Below are 17,508 nucleotides of genomic sequence, written 5' to 3'. Positions count from 1 at the left end.
TTGCTATAAAGCTCGCATTCACAAACACGGTAATGCCAAGAAACGCTTAGATATGATATATAAGTAAACTATCAGGATTTCCGAATACAGGTCGTATCGGTTCACGGAGGAATAACCATGGTGTGGTTCAAACACAGCTTATTAATTTTCGTTAGTTCAATACTATTCGCGTGTGGGGGAGACGGCAGTGTCGACCTCAGCGGTGGGGGCAGCAGTGGTGGCGATGGTGGGACCAGCTCAAGCACCACCGCTTCAATCGGTATTGCCCTTTATACCTGTGCGGATGGGATTAATACTGCATTAATTCCGCAGGGGTGTGTGAAAACTAATACCGTTCCCAGTGATACTGATACCTACGTTGTAGTCACACTCTCAAATGCGAGCGCTATCGCGAATGAACTGGTCAGTCTGAGTACCAGTAGTGCTGAACTTAAAGCAACCACCATTCTGATTGGTGATAATGGCATCGGTCATACAACAATGAGCGCACGTACCGATGCCACCAATGCAGACTCAGTTATCGCTACTTATAGCTATCAGAGCAATGGAGAAACCGCCACTGTTACGGCCACAGAGAACTACCAAGTGCAAATCAACTCTGGTGGTTCCGGCGGCTTAAATGAGCTTCAACTTGCTCTGTACGACTGCAATGGTGTAGCACGAGATCAAATCCCCACCGGATGTAACGTAACCAATAGCCTTTCTATCGAATCGCCCATTACAGCAGTCGCTCGCTTAAGCTATACAGGCGGAGCTCCCGCAAGTAACGAACTGATTTCATTATCAACGACCAACGCAGACCTGAGCGCAGAAACGATCTTGACGGACCAGAGTGGCTTGGGGATTGCTACTTTGTTCGCTCAATTGGAAACAACTGGTGCAGATAGCTTAGTCGCAAGCAATAGCGAACTAGGCGTCACTACTAGCGCCAACTATCAAGTAGGTCAAGCCAACCTAATGATGACCCTAAGTTCCAGCCTCACTGATGGCGCAACTTTGGGCTCTGACGCAACGGCTAGTATTAGTGCCACAATTACCGATAGTCAAGGTGACCTATATACAACCCCTGTGGCGATAGGCTTTGCTTCTAGTTGCAGCGCCCAAGATCTTGCCAAGATTTCAGATTCAGTGACCACTGTAAACGGCGTTGCAACTGCCATTTATCAGGCTGATGGTTGTAGCGGCAGTGATACGATTACTGTGACGCCGAGTATCAGCGTGATTGACCCTGAAAACTATGTTATCGATATTGCCACAACCAAAGCCAGCGGAATTACCTTCCAGTCAGCAACGCCACAAACCATTTATTTGAAAGAATCGGTGGGTGAAACCATCGCCGAGCTGGTTTATGTTGTCACCGATCCAACAGGCAAGCCCAAATCTGGTCAAGAGGTCACTTTTGCACTCGATTCAAAACTACACGGCGTAAAAATCAGCCCGCTAATAGCTCAATCCAATGCATCTGGTGAAGTACTGACCCGTGTCACGAGCGGAAACATGTCAGGAACGGTCGTGGTCAATGCAAGCTTTAGTGACCCCGACACTGGCAGCATCATCTCCAGCACTTCCAACGCGCTTGCGATTCATACTGGCGTGCCTTCACAGCAAAGTATGTCGTTATCGGCGAGCACTTTAGCCTTAGAGGCTTGGGGGATCGATGGCGTAAATAGCACCCTAACTCTGAGGGTCAGTGATGAAAACAACAATCCCATCCCTAATGATACGACCATCGTATTTGAAAGCGATGGCGGCCAAATTTCAGGCAATTGTAAAACTAGTGGCGAAGATACCAACAGTAGCTGCTCGGTTAGCTGGGCAAGCCAAAACCCCCGCCCGAAAGGTCACCTCTACGATCTTCCGGCAGGCAGCTGTAATGCACCTGGTTACATTCCTGGAGACCTAGTAAACACTCAAGGCAACAACCGCTATGGCGTGGGGCGAGCCTCAGTATTAGCGGTAACCGTCGGCCAAGAGTACTACTCTGACGTCAATGGTAATCGCATATATGATACTGGCGAAACATTCACCGCTCTTGGTGAAGCCTTTGTGGATAGTAATGAAAATGGTAGCTACGATGTAGCTGGCATCATTAACCATGATAGTGTCAATGTTGAGGAGCGATTCCGAGATTACAACGAAAACAATGAGTACGACAGCGCGACTGGTATCAAGGACTCTACGGTACCAGCTAGTTCCATCGTAGAACTGTTTAATGGCTTATCTTGTATTGTAGATTCGGACACTAACGGTTTATGTACCCGTGACTTGGTCGAAGTGCGCGATTCTGTGGTACTCATTATGGCCACCTCTGGCGCTAACATTCTGATTTCTGATACCACTAACACCAGTCCAGTCAGCAGTGTTGATTTAACCGCAGTTTCATCTCAGGGTTTAGTGATTACAGTTCAAGATCTTAATGGTAACCAAATGCCAGCTGGTACCACCGTATCTATCGGCTCTAATAATGGTGAACTATCCGGACAAACCTCCTTCACAGTGCCTGACGGTGTGCGGCTATGTGATTTAATTGGCCTTAGCGTGATACAGGAAAGTAGTCCGAACAACCGCACTGAAGGCACGATGACGGTCACTGTAACTAGCCCTGGGGGAGTAGAGAGCTCTCGTTCCATCGCCATTATTGATGCCGGCTAGCCACCTCTCGTAATAAAAAGCCAGTCAATGACTGGCTTTTTTATGGACTACTGCTAAGACCTGCTAAGACCTGCTAAGACCTGCTAAGACCTGCTAAGACCTGCTAAGACCTGCTAAGACCTGCTAAGACCTGCTAAGACCTGCTAAGACCTGCTAAGACCTGCTAAGACCTGCTAAGACCTGCTAAGACCTGCTAAGACCTGCTAAGACCTGCTAAGACCTGCTAAGACCTGCTAAGCAGGATGATGCTATTTACTTTTCTTGAGGCAATAAAAAAGGCCGCCTAAGCGACCTTTCTTGCTTGTGCTAAGTTCTTATTCGAAGATTTTAGCTACAACACCCGCACCTACTGTACGGCCACCTTCACGGATTGCGAAGCGTAAACCTTCGTCCATCGCGATTGGGCAGATTAGCTCAACAACAAATTTCAAGTTGTCGCCAGGCATAACCATTTCTACGCCTTCTGGAAGCTCTACCGCACCAGTTACGTCAGTTGTACGGAAGTAAAACTGTGGACGGTAACCTTTGAAGAATGGTGTGTGACGACCACCTTCATCTTTGCTTAGTACGTATACTTCAGCTTCGAACTTGGTGTGTGGAGTAATTGAACCTGGTTTCGCCAATACTTGACCACGTTGGACGTCATCACGCTTGGTACCACGTAACAAAATACCACAGTTCTCACCTGCACGACCTTCGTCAAGCAATTTGCGGAACATTTCAACACCAGTACAAGTTGTTTTGGTGGTTTCTTTGATACCAACAATTTCAATTTCTTCTGAAACTTTGATGATACCACGCTCAACACGACCGGTTACCACGGTACCACGACCTGAAATTGAGAATACATCTTCAATTGGTAGTAGGAATGGCTTGTCGATGTCACGCTCTGGCTCTGGAATGTAAGAATCTAAAGCTTCTGCAAGCTCAATGATTTTTGCTTCCCATGCTTCTTCGCCTTCTAGGGCTTTCAAAGCTGAACCTTGAATCACTGGTAAGTCATCACCAGGGAATTCGTATTCTGATAGAAGTTCACGTACTTCCATTTCTACTAATTCTAGAAGCTCTTCATCATCTACCATGTCACATTTGTTCATGAATACGATGATGTAAGGTACACCTACCTGACGAGAAAGCAGAATGTGCTCACGCGTTTGTGGCATTGGGCCATCGGTAGAAGCAACTACTAAGATAGCGCCGTCCATTTGTGCAGCACCGGTAATCATGTTTTTCACATAGTCGGCGTGTCCAGGACAGTCAACGTGTGCATAGTGACGAGTCGGTGTATCGTACTCAACGTGTGAAGTTGAGATTGTAATACCACGCTCGCGCTCTTCTGGAGCGTTATCGATTGCTGCGAAATCTTTTGCTTCACCGCCGTATACTTTTGCCAATACGTTAGTAATAGCCGCTGTTAAAGTTGTTTTACCGTGGTCAACGTGGCCAATAGTACCAACGTTTACATGCGGTTTATTACGTTCAAATTTTTCTTTAGACACGATATGTACCTTCTTTTCCATTCCGACCTGCCTCAACCAGAGACAAATCAATCATAGTTGAATTAGTTTATTTTGCTTCAATAATAGCATCAGCAACATTCTTGGGCGCTTCACTGTACTCGGTGAACTCCATCGAGTACGACGCACGCCCTTGAGTTGCCGAACGTAGATCTGTAGCATAGCCGAACATTGCAGACAGCGGCACTTTAGACTTAATAATCTTTAAGCCCGCAGGTCCATCGTCCATGCCTTCAATTATGCCACGACGACGATTCAAGTCACCCACTACATCTCCCATCCAATCTTCAGGAGTTGTAACTTCTACTTTCATCATCGGCTCAAGCAATACTGGATCAGCATCCAATGCGCCTTTTCTGAAGCCCATTGCACCGGCAATTTTAAACGCCATTTCGTTAGAGTCAACATCGTGGTACGAACCATCGAATAAAGTGACTTTAACGTCAAGCATTGGGTAACCCGCCAGCACACCCTGATCCATTTGCTCTTTACAGCCTTTGTCTACCGCTGGGATGTATTCCTTAGGAACAGTACCACCAACAATCTCATTGACAAATTCGTAACCAGCACCTGGCTCTAGAGGTTCCATACGCAACCAAACATGACCATATTGACCACGACCACCTGATTGACGCACAAACTTTCCTTCCACTTCAACTTGCTTGCGAATCGCTTCGCGATAAGCAACTTGAGGTTTACCTACATTACAATCCACGTTGAATTCACGCTTCATGCGATCTACGATGATATCTAAGTGCAACTCACCCATACCTGAGATAAGGGTTTGTCCAGATTCTTCATTAGTTTCTACGCGGAACGACGGATCCTCAGCGGCCAATTTCCCCAAAGCAACACCCATTCTTTCTTGGTCTGCTTTAGTTCTAGGCTCAACCGCAATTTGAATCACCGGCTCCGGGAATTCCATTCGCTCAAGAACCACTTTATTGTTCATATCACATAAAGTGTCACCCGTGGTGACGTCTTTGAGACCAATCGCAGCGGCAATATCACCAGCACGAACTTCTTTGATCTCTTTCCGGTCGTTTGAATGCATCTGCACCATACGACCAAGACGCTCACGTTTTTGTTTAACCGAGTTATACACCGCAGTGCCGGTTTCAACCGTTCCCGAATAAACACGCATAAAGGTTAACGTTCCCACAAATGGGTCGGTCGCAATTTTAAACGCCAACGCAGCAAAAGGTGCATCGTCATCTGCTGGACAGTCAACTTCGTTGTCTTTCTCGTCCAAACCTTTAATAGCGGCAACGTGATTTGGCGCCGGCAAATATTCAACAACAGCGTCAAGCACAGCTTGTACACCTTTGTTCTTAAATGCCGAGCCACATGTCGCTAGCACGATCTCGTTGTTTAGCGTGCGTTTACGCAAGCCAAACTTGATTTCGCTTTCACTTAACTCGCCTTCTTCCAAGTACTTATCCATAAGCTCATCGCTAGCCTCTGCAGCAGCTTCCACGAGTTCTTCGTGAAGCTGTTCAGCTCGGGCGACTAATTCAGCTGGAATGTCTTCATAGTTAAAGGTGGTCCCTTGGTCCGCTTCGCTCCAGTTAATCGCCTTCATTTTAATTAGGTCGATAACTCCAACGAATCCTTCTTCAGCACCAATGTTAAGTTGAATAGGTACACAATTAGCACCTAAACGATCACGGATTTGCTCAATTACCCGTTCAAAATCTGCACCAGCCCTATCCATTTTGTTCACGAATACTAATCGTGGCACTGAATATTTATCGGCTTGACGCCACACTGTTTCAGATTGAGGTTCAACACCTGATGAACCACAAAATACAACTACAGCACCATCTAATACCCGCAACGAACGTTCAACTTCAATGGTGAAGTCAACGTGCCCAGGAGTATCGATGATATTGACACGATGTTCTTCAAATTGGGCATTCATACCACGCCAAAAAGTGGTCGTCGCCGCAGAAGTAATCGTAATCCCGCGTTCTTGTTCTTGTTCCATCCAGTCCATGGTAGCTGCGCCATCATGTACCTCACCAATTTTATGAGATAGACCGGTATAGAAAAGGACTCGCTCTGTAGTTGTTGTTTTGCCAGCGTCAACATGAGCACAGATACCGATATTGCGGTAGCGCTCAATTGGAGTTGTACGAGCCATTGTTATCCTCTTGCTAAGGAAATATCCTTAGTCTCACATAGAAAGCAGCACAGCTGTTTTAAGCAGCTGTGCAAGCAATTACCAGCGGTAATGAGCAAACGCTTTGTTTGCATCGGCCATACGGTGAACGTCTTCACGTTTCTTAACCGCAGAACCTTTGTTTTCGCTCGCGTCTAGGATTTCACCCGCTAGACGTAAAGCCATAGATTTTTCACCACGTTTACGTGCTGCATCTACCATCCAACGCATACCTAGAGTGTTACGACGCACAGGGCGTACTTCTACAGGTACTTGGTAAGTAGAACCACCAACACGGCGAGATTTAACCTCTACCGATGGGCGCACGTTTTCAAGAGCAATTTCAAAAATTTCTTGGTGAGACTTGCCTGATTTCTCAGCTGCACCGTCTAATGCACCATAAACAATTTTTTCTGAAATAGATTTCTTACCATCAACCATTACTACGTTGATGAACTTAGCCAGAAGTTCTGATCCGAACTTAGGATCTGGCAAGATTTTGCGTTGACCGATCACTCGACGTCTAGGCATTTGAATATCTCCGGTATGCTTCAGGTTTCCCCAAAACGAATTTTAAAAAAATTTCGCTATAACTAAATGTTTGGCCTTACTTAACGGAGAGCCGTTATGACTTAGGACGTTTAGCGCCGTATTTTGAACGTCCTTGACGACGATCACTTACGCCAGCACAGTCTAATGCGCCGCGTACGGTGTGGTAGCGAACACCTGGTAAGTCTTTAACACGACCACCACGGATCAAGATCACTGAGTGCTCTTGTAAGTTATGACCCTCACCACCGATGTAAGAAGTTACTTCGAATCCGTTAGTTAAACGAACACGAGCGACCTTACGTAATGCTGAGTTAGGTTTTTTTGGAGTAGTGGTATATACACGAGTACATACACCACGACGTTGTGGACACGCAGCAAGTGCAGGTACATTGCTTTTTACAGCTTTGCTTGCACGTGGCTTACGAACCAACTGGTTAATCGTTGCCATTCGAAATAGCTCCTGAAATTACATTTAAACATGTGAAAAAAATCTATCCCCTATTTTGGGGAGGCGAAATTTTATGCGTTGCGCGGATAAGAGTCAAGACTTGCGAATCACCTAAATCTAATATTTTTTAGTCTTGAGGGATAGCTTACCAAGTGAGACAGGGGGTATGGCTTACCGTGAGCTGAACAAATTGTTGATAATCGATAGCATTAAAGGAGCTAATCTTAAGTCCGCGAGCCTGCATATCATCCAACAACACCGATAAACGGCCCTGTGCGCTTAACGCCACTAACTTTGCATCAGCTTTGACTAAGGCATACACAGCATCTTCAATCAACACCAAATGGCTGTCAACGTCCATTTGTTGGATACAGGCTTGAAACTCTGAACTTGCATAACTGTGACGCATAATATGAAGCATTTTAAAACCTTAATATCGCATGGGCATGCCCATAACGCGTCCAAAAATCCTGACTTGCCAATGCCTTTGTAGGGATAGCCAATTGCTCCAGTGTCAGTCCTCGCTCGGCTAACGCCAAAGGATTAACAAAAACTTGCTCTACATCGTATAACTCAAGTAAACCATAGGTCGGTAAAATATTCCGCTGCAAAATGCCTGCTGGCTGTTGGTTCACCAACAACTGCCATACACCCTCACCGTCAAAGTAAGCCACCACATCCTCGGTCACGGCTGAAGCCGCTAAACAAGCATCGAGCGACTCACGGGCGAGAGAAGTTCCATGAGGCGGAGTCGCAAAAATGAACACTAATGCCTTATTCACAGTTGAACCACCCGGTCGGCAGCAAGCATGGCCATCGACATCTCGGCTAATCCGGACATACTAAAATGCTCACTCATCGACCAACTCTCAAGACCATGGTTTTGCGCATCCTGCTGGGTCACAACCCCACGTCGATACGCTGCAGCACTGCATACTAACAACTCACAATTGGCACGGACCTTCAGATCCAGCCAAGCTTGATGAAAGTCAACTTCATCACTCGCAGGAAGAGCACTCACGATGGCATTGGAAACCCCTTCTAAATAGAAGAATACGGTATTCAATGCATGCCCCTGTTGAACAATCGCATTTGCCAGATTTAGAGCAGTCGCACTGCCCTGTCGACCATATAAGGGACTGGTAACAACCAAGGCATAATTTAGATTTTTTAGCATGTTTACTTAATGTGAGCGATAGCTTCAACTTCAACCAGAACATCTTTGGGTAAACGCGCAACTTCAACACAAGAACGCGCCGGCGCATTTTCCGGAAAATATTCAGCATACACAGCATTGAATGCAGTAAAGTTAGCCATATCGCTCAAAAAACAAGTAGTCTTAAATACCGTGGTCCGGTCTGCACCAGCAGCCGCTAATACCGCCATTAAGTTTTCCATCACTTGACGAGTTTGCTCAGAAATACCGCCATCGACAATTTCCATGCTACTTGGAACTAAAGGGATCTGTCCTGAAGTAAACACCAATTCATCGATTTTTGTTGCCTGAGAATATGGACCTATCGCAGCAGGTGCTGCATCGCTTGATACAATTTGTTTGCTCATAATATGCTCTTCAATACTAATATTAAAAACCGGAGTCTGTGACTTGGGGATACGCTTGTCAAATATTTTGCGCTAACCATCGATTTATTTGCATAAAAAAAGGCGGCCAATGGCCGCCTTTTTATCAAGTACTAAAGCTTATTCAGCATCACTACTTGGTGCAGCATTCAATAAAGCAGCCAAATTATCGGCAGCTTCATCCGCCGTTATCGGTGCTGGAGCAACCGATTGATTACGACGTTTTTCATGATACGCATAACCAGTACCCGCAGGGATCAAACGACCTACAATCACGTTTTCTTTCAGACCGCGTAACTCATCCTGTTTTCCACCCACAGCCGCTTCGGTAAGCACGCGTGTGGTTTCTTGGAACGATGCCGCTGAAATAAACGATTCCGTAGATAGTGAAGCCTTGGTGATACCCAGTAGCTCACGGCGGTAAACCGCTGGCCGCTTACCTTCAGCAACCAACACACGGTTTTCGATATTCACCCGTGCCACTTCTGCCTGTTCACCGAGCAAGAAGCTAGAATCACCCGCATCAAGAATCAAACACTTACGTAGCATTTGACGCACGATGGTTTCGATATGCTTATCGTTAATTTTCACCCCTTGTAAACGATATACATCTTGAACTTCGTTCACAATGTAGTTCGCAACAGGGCTGATACCACGTAAGCGTAAAATATCGTGTGGAGACTCTGGTCCATCGGCGATAACCTCACCTTTTTGAACCTTCTCACCTTCGAACACGTTCAGGTTACGCCACTTCGGTATCATTTCCTCGTAAGGAGCAGCATCCGTTGGAGTAATCACTAAACGACGCTTACCTTTAGTTTCTTTACCGTAACTAATGGTACCGCTGATCTCAGCAAGAATAGCAGGTTCTTTCGGTTGACGAGCTTCGAATAGATCTGCAACCCGAGGTAGACCACCGGTAATATCTTTAGTACCGCTTGATTCTTGCGGAATACGTGCAATCGCATCCCCCACACCTACTTCAGCATTATCTTCCAAGTTTACGATTGATTTACTTGGTAGGAAGTACTGAGCAGGAATGTCGGTACCAGCAATCAATACATCATTGCCTGAACCGTCAACCAATTTCACCATTGGGCGCATTTCTTTACCAGCACTAGGGCGCTCGTTCGGATCTAATACGTTAATGCTTGAAAGACCGGTTAGCTCATCGGTTTGACGACTAATGGTGACACCTTCAACCATATCAACGAATTTAACGCGACCAGGTACTTCAGTGATAATCGGGTGAGTGTGTGGGTCCCAATTAGCGATAGTATCGCCAGAGTTAACCGCACCACCGTCAGCAACTTCCAAAACACTACCATATTGCAATTTATGACTTTCTTTGGTCTGACCCAAATCATCAATAATCGTTAATTCGGTAGAGCGCGAAGTTACAACCAATTTACCTTCGTTATTCGTCACAACCTTGGCGTTATGTAACTTAATAGTACCCACGTTCTTCACTTGGATACTGTTTTCTGCTGCCGCTCGTGACGCTGCACCACCAATGTGGAAAGTACGCATGGTAAGCTGGGTTCCCGGCTCACCAATCGATTGTGCTGCAACGACACCGACCGCTTCACCGCGACCGACCAAATGGCCTCGAGCAAGATCACGACCATAACAAAGTGCACAAACACCAAAGTCATTTTCACAGCTAATTACAGAGCGAACCTTAACGGTATCAACTGAATTCTCTTCAAGAAGGTCACACAGTTTTTCATCAAGCAAGGTCTTAGATTTAATTAACACTTCATTTTCGGTACCTGGCTTGATGACGTCGCCAACCAATACCCGACCAAGAACACGCTCACGCAATGGCTCAACAACGTCACCGCCTTCGATATGAGGCGTCATCAAGATACCTTCTTCGGTACCACAATCGGTGTCGGTTACCACTAAATCTTGAGCAACGTCAACCAAACGGCGCGTTAGATAACCCGAGTTTGCTGTTTTCAGTGCGGTATCAGCCAAACCTTTACGTGCACCGTGCGTTGAGATGAAGTACTGAAGTACGTTAAGGCCTTCGCGGAAGTTAGCCACAATCGGCGTTTCGATAATCGAACCATCCGGTTTTGCCATCAAACCACGCATCCCCGCCAACTGACGGATCTGAGCAGCACTACCACGCGCACCGGAGTCAGCCATCATAAAGATACTGTTGAAAGACGCTTGCGCTTCTTCTTCACCATCTCTATTGATCACGACCTCAGTCGACAAGTTGTCCATCATCGCTTTGGAAACTTTTTCGTTAGCTGACGCCCAAATATCAATAACTTTGTTGTAGCGTTCACCGGCAGTTACCAGACCCGCTAGGAATTGCTCTTGAATTTCACTCACTTCTTCACTGGCTTCATCCACGATATCTTTCTTCGCGGCAGGAATAACCATGTCATTAATACCTACAGAGGCACCAGACAAAGTTGCGTAATGGAAGCCGGTGTACATCAATTGGTCAGCGAAAATAACTGAATACTTCAAACCTAGTTTACGGTAACAGGTGTTCAGTAAACCAGAGATCTGCTTCTTACCCATTGCTCGGTTAACCAATTCAAAAGGTAAACCTTTCGGTACGATTAACCACAAGATAGCACGACCAATCGTGGTTTTTTTGATTTCGGTCTTTTCGATCTTAGAGCCGTCTTCAGCAACAATCACTTCGGTGATTCGCACATTAACTCGTGCGTGTATGCTGGCCTGTTTAGAACGATAAAGCTTCTCAGCTTCTTTCGGACCTGACAGATACATACCTTCGGCTTGCGCATTCACTCGTTCCCGAGTCATGTAATACAAACCCAAGACAACGTCTTGCGAAGGCACGATAATCGGTTCACCGTTAGCTGGCGATAGTACGTTGTTGGTGGACATCATCAACGAACGTGCTTCTAACTGCGCTTCAATAGTTAACGGTACGTGTACCGCCATTTGGTCACCATCGAAATCGGCGTTATATGCCGCACATACCAATGGGTGTAACTGAATCGCTTTACCTTCAATTAACACTGGTTCAAAGGCTTGAATACCCAAACGGTGCAAGGTTGGTGCACGGTTAAGTAATACCGGGTGTTCGCGGATAACTTCTTCAAGAATATCCCAAACCTCACCACCTTCGCGTTCAACCATCTTCTTGGCTGCTTTAATGGTGGTCGCTAAACCACGCAATTCAAGCTTGCCATAGATGAACGGTTTAAACAGCTCAAGAGCCATTTTCTTCGGTAGACCACACTGGTGTAAACGCAGTGTTGGACCCACGGTAATTACTGAACGACCAGAGTAATCAACACGTTTACCCAGCAAGTTCTGGCGGAAACGACCTTGCTTACCTTTGATCATATCAGCCAAAGATTTAAGCGGACGTTTATTAGAACCAGTAATCGCACGACCACGACGACCATTATCCAACAAGGCATCAACCGCTTCTTGCAGCATCCGCTTCTCGTTACGCACAATAATGTCTGGGGCAGCCAAGTCTAATAGACGCTTCAAGCGGTTATTACGGTTGATCACACGACGATATAAGTCGTTCAAATCAGAAGTCGCAAAACGGCCGCCATCAAGTGGTACTAATGGGCGTAAATCAGGTGGAAGAACCGGTAATACGGTCATAATCATCCACTCAGGTTTATTCCCTGAATCGCGGAACGCTTCCATCAGTTTCAGACGCTTGGTAGTCTTCTTACGCTTGGTTTCTGAGTTGGTAGTTTGCAACTCTTCGCGCATCACTTCGATTTCTCGATCAAGCTCTAAATGACGTAGCAGAGCTAATACAGCTTCGGCACCCATTTTGGCTTCGAACTCGTCACCGTATTCTTCAAGAGAATCTAAGTAAGTTTCTTCGGTTAACATTTGGCCGCGCTCTAAGCTAGTCATACCAGGCTCAGTCACAACAAATGATTCGAAGTAAAGTACTCGTTCAATATCACGTAGCGTCATATCAAGTAACAAACCGATACGTGATGGTAACGATTTAAGGAACCAGATGTGCGCTACAGGAGACGCAAGCTCGATGTGGCCCATCCGATCACGACGCACTTTAGATTGTGTAACTTCAACGCCACACTTCTCACAAATTACGCCACGGTGTTTCAAACGCTTGTATTTTCCACACAAACATTCGTAATCTTTTACTGGACCGAAAATACGGGCACAGAATAGACCGTCGCGCTCAGGCTTAAAGGTACGATAGTTAATCGTTTCTGGTTTTTTAACTTCACCAAAAGACCAACTACGGATCTGATCGGGTGAAGCTAGGCCAATTTTAATGCCTTCAAACTCTTCGGTCTTGCTTTGTTGCTTAAGAAACTTAAGTAAATCTTTCACGTTTCTCTCCAGTCGGAGTTAAACCTGGGGCGTTTCTCATGAAACGCCCGCCTTGCTTTTAAATCAGGTGAAGTCCTGTGCTTACAGCTCGTCTAACTCAATATTAATACCCAAAGAGCGAATTTCTTTAAGTAGTACATTGAACGACTCTGGCATGCCGGGTTCCATCTGATGATTACCGTCAACGATATTTTTGTACATTTTAGTACGACCGTTCACATCATCGGATTTAACCGTGAGCATTTCCTGTAAGGTGTAAGCGGCACCATAAGCTTCAAGTGCCCATACTTCCATCTCACCGAAACGCTGACCACCAAACTGGGCTTTACCACCAAGCGGTTGCTGTGTAACTAAGCTGTAAGAACCAGTAGAACGAGCATGCATCTTGTCATCAACCAAGTGGTTCAATTTCAACATGTACATGTAACCCACGGTTACAGGGCGCTCAAATTCTTGACCGGTACGACCATCACATAACACAATTTGGCCTGAATCAGGCAAATCGGCTAAGCGCAATAGCTCTTTGATTTCAGCTTCTTTAGCACCATCAAATGCTGGGGTTGCCATTGGCACACCACCACGTAGGTTCTTCGCCAGTGTCATTACTTCTTCATCGGTGAAGCTAGCAATGTCAACTTTCAGTGTATCATCACCGACGTTGTACACTTTCTGAATGAAATCACGCAGTTTATCCATTTCGATTTCACGCTGAACTTTCAGCATTTCGTCGATTTTCTCACCCACACCTTTAGCCGCGAGGCCTAAGTGGGTTTCTAGGATCTGACCAATGTTCATCCGCGATGGTACACCTAGCGGGTTCAAGCAGATGTCTACTGGACGGCCAGTTTCGTCATAAGGCATATCTTCACGAGGAACAATGGTAGAAATTACACCTTTGTTACCGTGACGACCCGCCATCTTGTCACCAGGCTGAATACGACGTTTAACAGCTAAGTAAACTTTCACAATTTTCAATACACCAGGCGCTAAATCATCACCTTGAGTGATCTTACGGCGCTTAATGTCGAATTGCTTGTCAAACTCGGCTTTGATTTCGTCGTATTGCTCAGCAATTTGTTCTAACTGGGTTTGTGCTGCTTCATCACTTAATGCCGCTTGCAACCATTCTGTAGGCGCTTGGCGATTTAGGTCTGATTCTGACTTACCAGCGTTCATCAATACTGATTTAGCACGAGCAAAGATACCCTCTTCAAGGATTTTGAATTCCTCGGTAAGATCTTTCTTCGCTTCTTTCAGCTGCATTGACTCAATTTCTTGAGCTCGCTTGTCTTTTTCTACGCCATCACGAGTGAACACCTGAACGTCAATTACGGTACCAAATACTGAATTAGGTACTCGTAGGGATGTATCTTTCACATCCGACGCTTTCTCACCGAAGATAGCTCGTAAAAGTTTCTCCTCAGGTGTTAACTGAGTTTCACCCTTCGGCGTAACCTTACCGACCAGAATATCACCAGGCTTAACTTCTGCCCCCACATACACAATACCTGACTCATCAAGTTTGCTCAGTGCGGATTCACCCACGTTAGGAATATCTGCTGAAATCTCTTCGCTTCCCAATTTGGTATCACGAGCAATACAGCTTAATTCTTGAATGTGAATCGTAGTGAAGCGATCTTCTTTCACCACGTTTTCAGAAATACCGATCGAATCTTCGAAGTTATAACCATTCCAAGGCATAAACGCGACGCGCATATTTTGACCTAACGCCAACTCACCTAAGTCAGTTGAAGGGCCATCTGCGAGTACATCGCCTTTAGAAACAAACTCACCAGCTTTTACCACTGGACGTTGGTTAATACAGGTATTTTGGTTAGAACGGGTGTATTTGGTTAAACTGTAAATGTCGATACCTGCTTCACCAGGACTCATTTCGTCTTCATTTACTTTAACAACAATACGACTTGCGTCAGCATAATCAACAGTACCACCACGCTTAGATACCACGGTCACACCGGAATCAACGGCAACCGCACGTTCAATACCAGTACCAACCAATGGTTTATCAGCACGCAGCGTTGGAACTGCCTGACGTTGCATGTTTGAACCCATCAATGCCCGGTTCGCATCATCGTGTTCTAAGAACGGAATCAACGAAGCAGCAACAGAAATAATTTGCTGCGGGCTCACATCCATATACTGAATTTGATCAGTCGGCATGTAAGTCGATTCGCCTTTATGGCGACAAGGCACTAAATCGGTTTCTAGTAACTTACCATCGGCATCTACCTCTGCGTTCGCCTGAGCGATCACGTAGGTGCCTTCATCAATGGCCGACAAGTAATCAACTTCATCAGTAATAACACTGTTGATCACTTTACGGTATGGCGTCTCCAAGAAGCCAAACTCATTGGTGCGTGAATAAACTGCTAATGAGTTAATCAAACCAATGTTTGGACCTTCTGGCGTTTCAATCGGACATAAACGACCATAGTGCGTTGGGTGTACGTCACGTACTTCAAAGCCAGCACGTTCGCGAGTCAAACCACCCGGGCCTAAGGCAGAAACACGACGTTTGTGTGTTACTTCAGAAAGCGGGTTGTTTTGGTCCATAAATTGCGACAATTGGCTGGAACCAAAGAACTCTTTTACCGCAGCCGAAATCGGCTTGGCGTTAATTAAGTCTTGTGGCATCAAGGCGTCAAGATCACCGAGACTCAAACGCTCTTTAACTGCACGCTCTACACGAACTAAACCAACACGGAATTGGTTTTCGGCCATTTCACCAACGCTACGGATACGACGATTACCGAGGTGATCGATATCATCGACTTCACCACGACCATTGCGGATCTCGATCAGCATTTGCATCACTTTAATGATGTCGTCTTTGTCGAGCACACCAGCAACTCGTCCGTCGTCACGACCAACACGACTGTTGAACTTCATACGGCCAACAGTAGATAAGTCATAACGGTCACCATTAAAGAACAAGTTCTCGAATAGTGCTTCGGCAGCATCTTTTGTTGGTGGCTCACCTGGGCGCATCATGCGGTAAATTTCAACTAAGGCCTCAAGACGATTAGTCGATGAATCTACACGTAAAGTATCCGAGATGAATGAACCATTATCCAAGTCATTGGTATAGATGGTTTTCAACATCGAATAACCCGCTTGCGCTAAAGCTGCGATCAACTCTAAGTTTAATTCGCTGTTTGCTTCTGCAATGATTTCACCAGTGGCTTCATCAACGTAGTCTTCCGCAAGCACTTTATCGGCAAGGTACTCGACTGGGACTTCAATCTGCTCAATACCAGATTTTTCCAATTGACGAATGTGACGAGCTGTCACCCGGCGACCAGTTTCAATTAAAACTTCGCCATTCAAGATCACATCAAAAGAAACCGTATCACCGCGTAAGCGAGATGGCACTAACTCCATCAACACCTTGCCATCCTTCAATTCAAAGGTGGTGGTATCGAAGAAAGTTGCCAAGATTTCTTGGGTGGTCATTTCTAAAGCACGCAAAATGATCGAGGCCGGTAGTTTGCGACGACGGTCAATACGAACAAATAAATTATCTTTCGGATCGAATTCGAAATCTAACCACGAACCGCGGTAAGGAATAACGCGAGCGTTATATAAGACCTTACCTGATGAATGCGTTTTACCACGATCGTGGTCGTAAAACACACCCGGGCTACGGTGTAGTTGGGATACGATAACACGCTCGGTACCGTTAATTACAAAAGTACCGTTACCTGTCATCAAGGGAATTTCACCCATGTAAACTTCTTGCTCTTTGATGTCTTTCACCGTGCCAGCCGGAGCTTCACGGTCAAACAACACTAAACGCAATTTAACGCGCAAGGGAGCAGAGTAGGTGACTCCACGAATTTGACATTCTTTAACGTCAAACACCGGCTCGCCAAGACGATAGCTAACGTACTGTAGCTCTGAATATCCTGAATAACTGGCAATCGGGAATACACTGCGGAATGCAGCTTCCAGCCCATACTCGCCTTCAGGATCGATCTCTATGAATTTCTCAAAAGAGTCAAGCTGTATTGAAAGCAGGTAAGGCGTGTCCACTACTTGAGGACGTTTTCCAAAGTCCTTACGAATGCGTTTTTTCTCTGTATAAGAGTAAACCATATGGTTCCTCAGCTCGCTGATAAGTGACCCACTCTGTCCGCAAAAAATCTGGGACAGTTCTTACGTACCGTTTGTCTTGTATTTAGATGTTTCCCACCTAAATTTTTTGCTAGACGCACCATCTAAAACGGTGATAAAAAAGACGACGTCCTACA

Annotated in this window: 11 protein-coding genes; 1 reads left to right on the top strand and 10 read right to left on the bottom strand. The window is 45.7% G+C overall.

Annotated features, from left to right (window positions below):
- The first annotated feature begins 117 nt into the window (after positions 1-117).
- The gene (locus ACRRS0_RS02785) at positions 118-2,652 is read left to right on the top strand and encodes a hypothetical protein (RefSeq protein WP_432454735.1); all 2,535 of its coding nucleotides are present in this window, start codon (positions 118-120) and stop codon (positions 2,650-2,652) included.
- A 314-nt stretch (positions 2,653-2,966) separates the two neighbouring features.
- Here the strand turns inward: ACRRS0_RS02785 and tuf are convergent, their stop codons facing one another.
- The 10 genes from tuf to rpoB form a co-directional block, all read right to left on the bottom strand.
- Positions 2,967-4,151: an elongation factor Tu gene (gene tuf, locus ACRRS0_RS02780; protein ID WP_432454751.1), complete on the bottom strand. Its 1,185-nt coding sequence runs from the start codon at positions 4,149-4,151 to the stop codon at positions 2,967-2,969.
- 67 nt (positions 4,152-4,218) lie between these two features.
- The gene (fusA, locus tag ACRRS0_RS02775; protein ID WP_432454736.1) at positions 4,219-6,312 is read right to left on the bottom strand and encodes an elongation factor G; all 2,094 of its coding nucleotides are present in this window, start codon (positions 6,310-6,312) and stop codon (positions 4,219-4,221) included.
- A 78-nt stretch (positions 6,313-6,390) separates the two neighbouring features.
- Positions 6,391-6,861 (bottom strand): 30S ribosomal protein S7, encoded by a 471-nt coding sequence (gene rpsG / locus ACRRS0_RS02770; RefSeq protein WP_432454737.1) that lies wholly within the window; start codon positions 6,859-6,861, stop codon positions 6,391-6,393.
- Between the two features lie 94 nt (positions 6,862-6,955).
- Positions 6,956-7,330 carry a 30S ribosomal protein S12 gene (gene rpsL, locus ACRRS0_RS02765; RefSeq protein WP_248714063.1) on the bottom strand — a complete coding sequence of 125 codons (375 nt, stop codon included), beginning with the start codon at positions 7,328-7,330 and terminating at the stop codon, positions 6,956-6,958.
- A gap of 145 nt (positions 7,331-7,475) precedes the next feature.
- A complete protein-coding gene (gene tusB / locus ACRRS0_RS02760) occupies positions 7,476-7,751 on the bottom strand; it encodes a sulfurtransferase complex subunit TusB (protein WP_432454738.1) in 276 nt (91 codons plus the stop codon).
- A 1-nt stretch (position 7,752) separates the two neighbouring features.
- Entirely contained in the window at positions 7,753-8,112 is a 360-nt protein-coding gene (gene tusC, locus ACRRS0_RS02755) for a sulfurtransferase complex subunit TusC (RefSeq protein WP_432454739.1), read from the bottom strand.
- Positions 8,109-8,507, bottom strand: coding sequence for a sulfurtransferase complex subunit TusD (gene tusD, locus ACRRS0_RS02750; protein WP_432454740.1), 399 nt, complete (start codon positions 8,505-8,507; stop codon positions 8,109-8,111). Before tusD ends, tusC begins: the two co-directional genes overlap by 4 nt.
- A 2-nt stretch (positions 8,508-8,509) precedes the next feature.
- A complete protein-coding gene (locus tag ACRRS0_RS02745) occupies positions 8,510-8,893 on the bottom strand; it encodes a RidA family protein (protein WP_432454741.1) in 384 nt (127 codons plus the stop codon).
- 138 nt (positions 8,894-9,031) lie between these two features.
- Positions 9,032-13,237: a DNA-directed RNA polymerase subunit beta' gene (gene rpoC, locus ACRRS0_RS02740; RefSeq protein ID WP_432454742.1), complete on the bottom strand. Its 4,206-nt coding sequence runs from the start codon at positions 13,235-13,237 to the stop codon at positions 9,032-9,034.
- Positions 13,238-13,318: 81 nt separating this feature from the next.
- Positions 13,319-17,353, bottom strand: coding sequence for a DNA-directed RNA polymerase subunit beta (gene rpoB / locus ACRRS0_RS02735; RefSeq protein ID WP_432454743.1), 4,035 nt, complete (start codon positions 17,351-17,353; stop codon positions 13,319-13,321).
- Between the last annotated feature and the right edge of the window lie 155 nt (positions 17,354-17,508).

It is taken from the genome of Agarivorans sp. QJM3NY_29 (assembly GCF_050870835.2).
Taxonomy (GTDB): Bacteria; Pseudomonadota; Gammaproteobacteria; order Enterobacterales; family Celerinatantimonadaceae; genus Agarivorans.
Note: the sequence above shows the minus strand (reverse complement) of the source record. Positions and strands in the feature narration are given on the sequence as shown.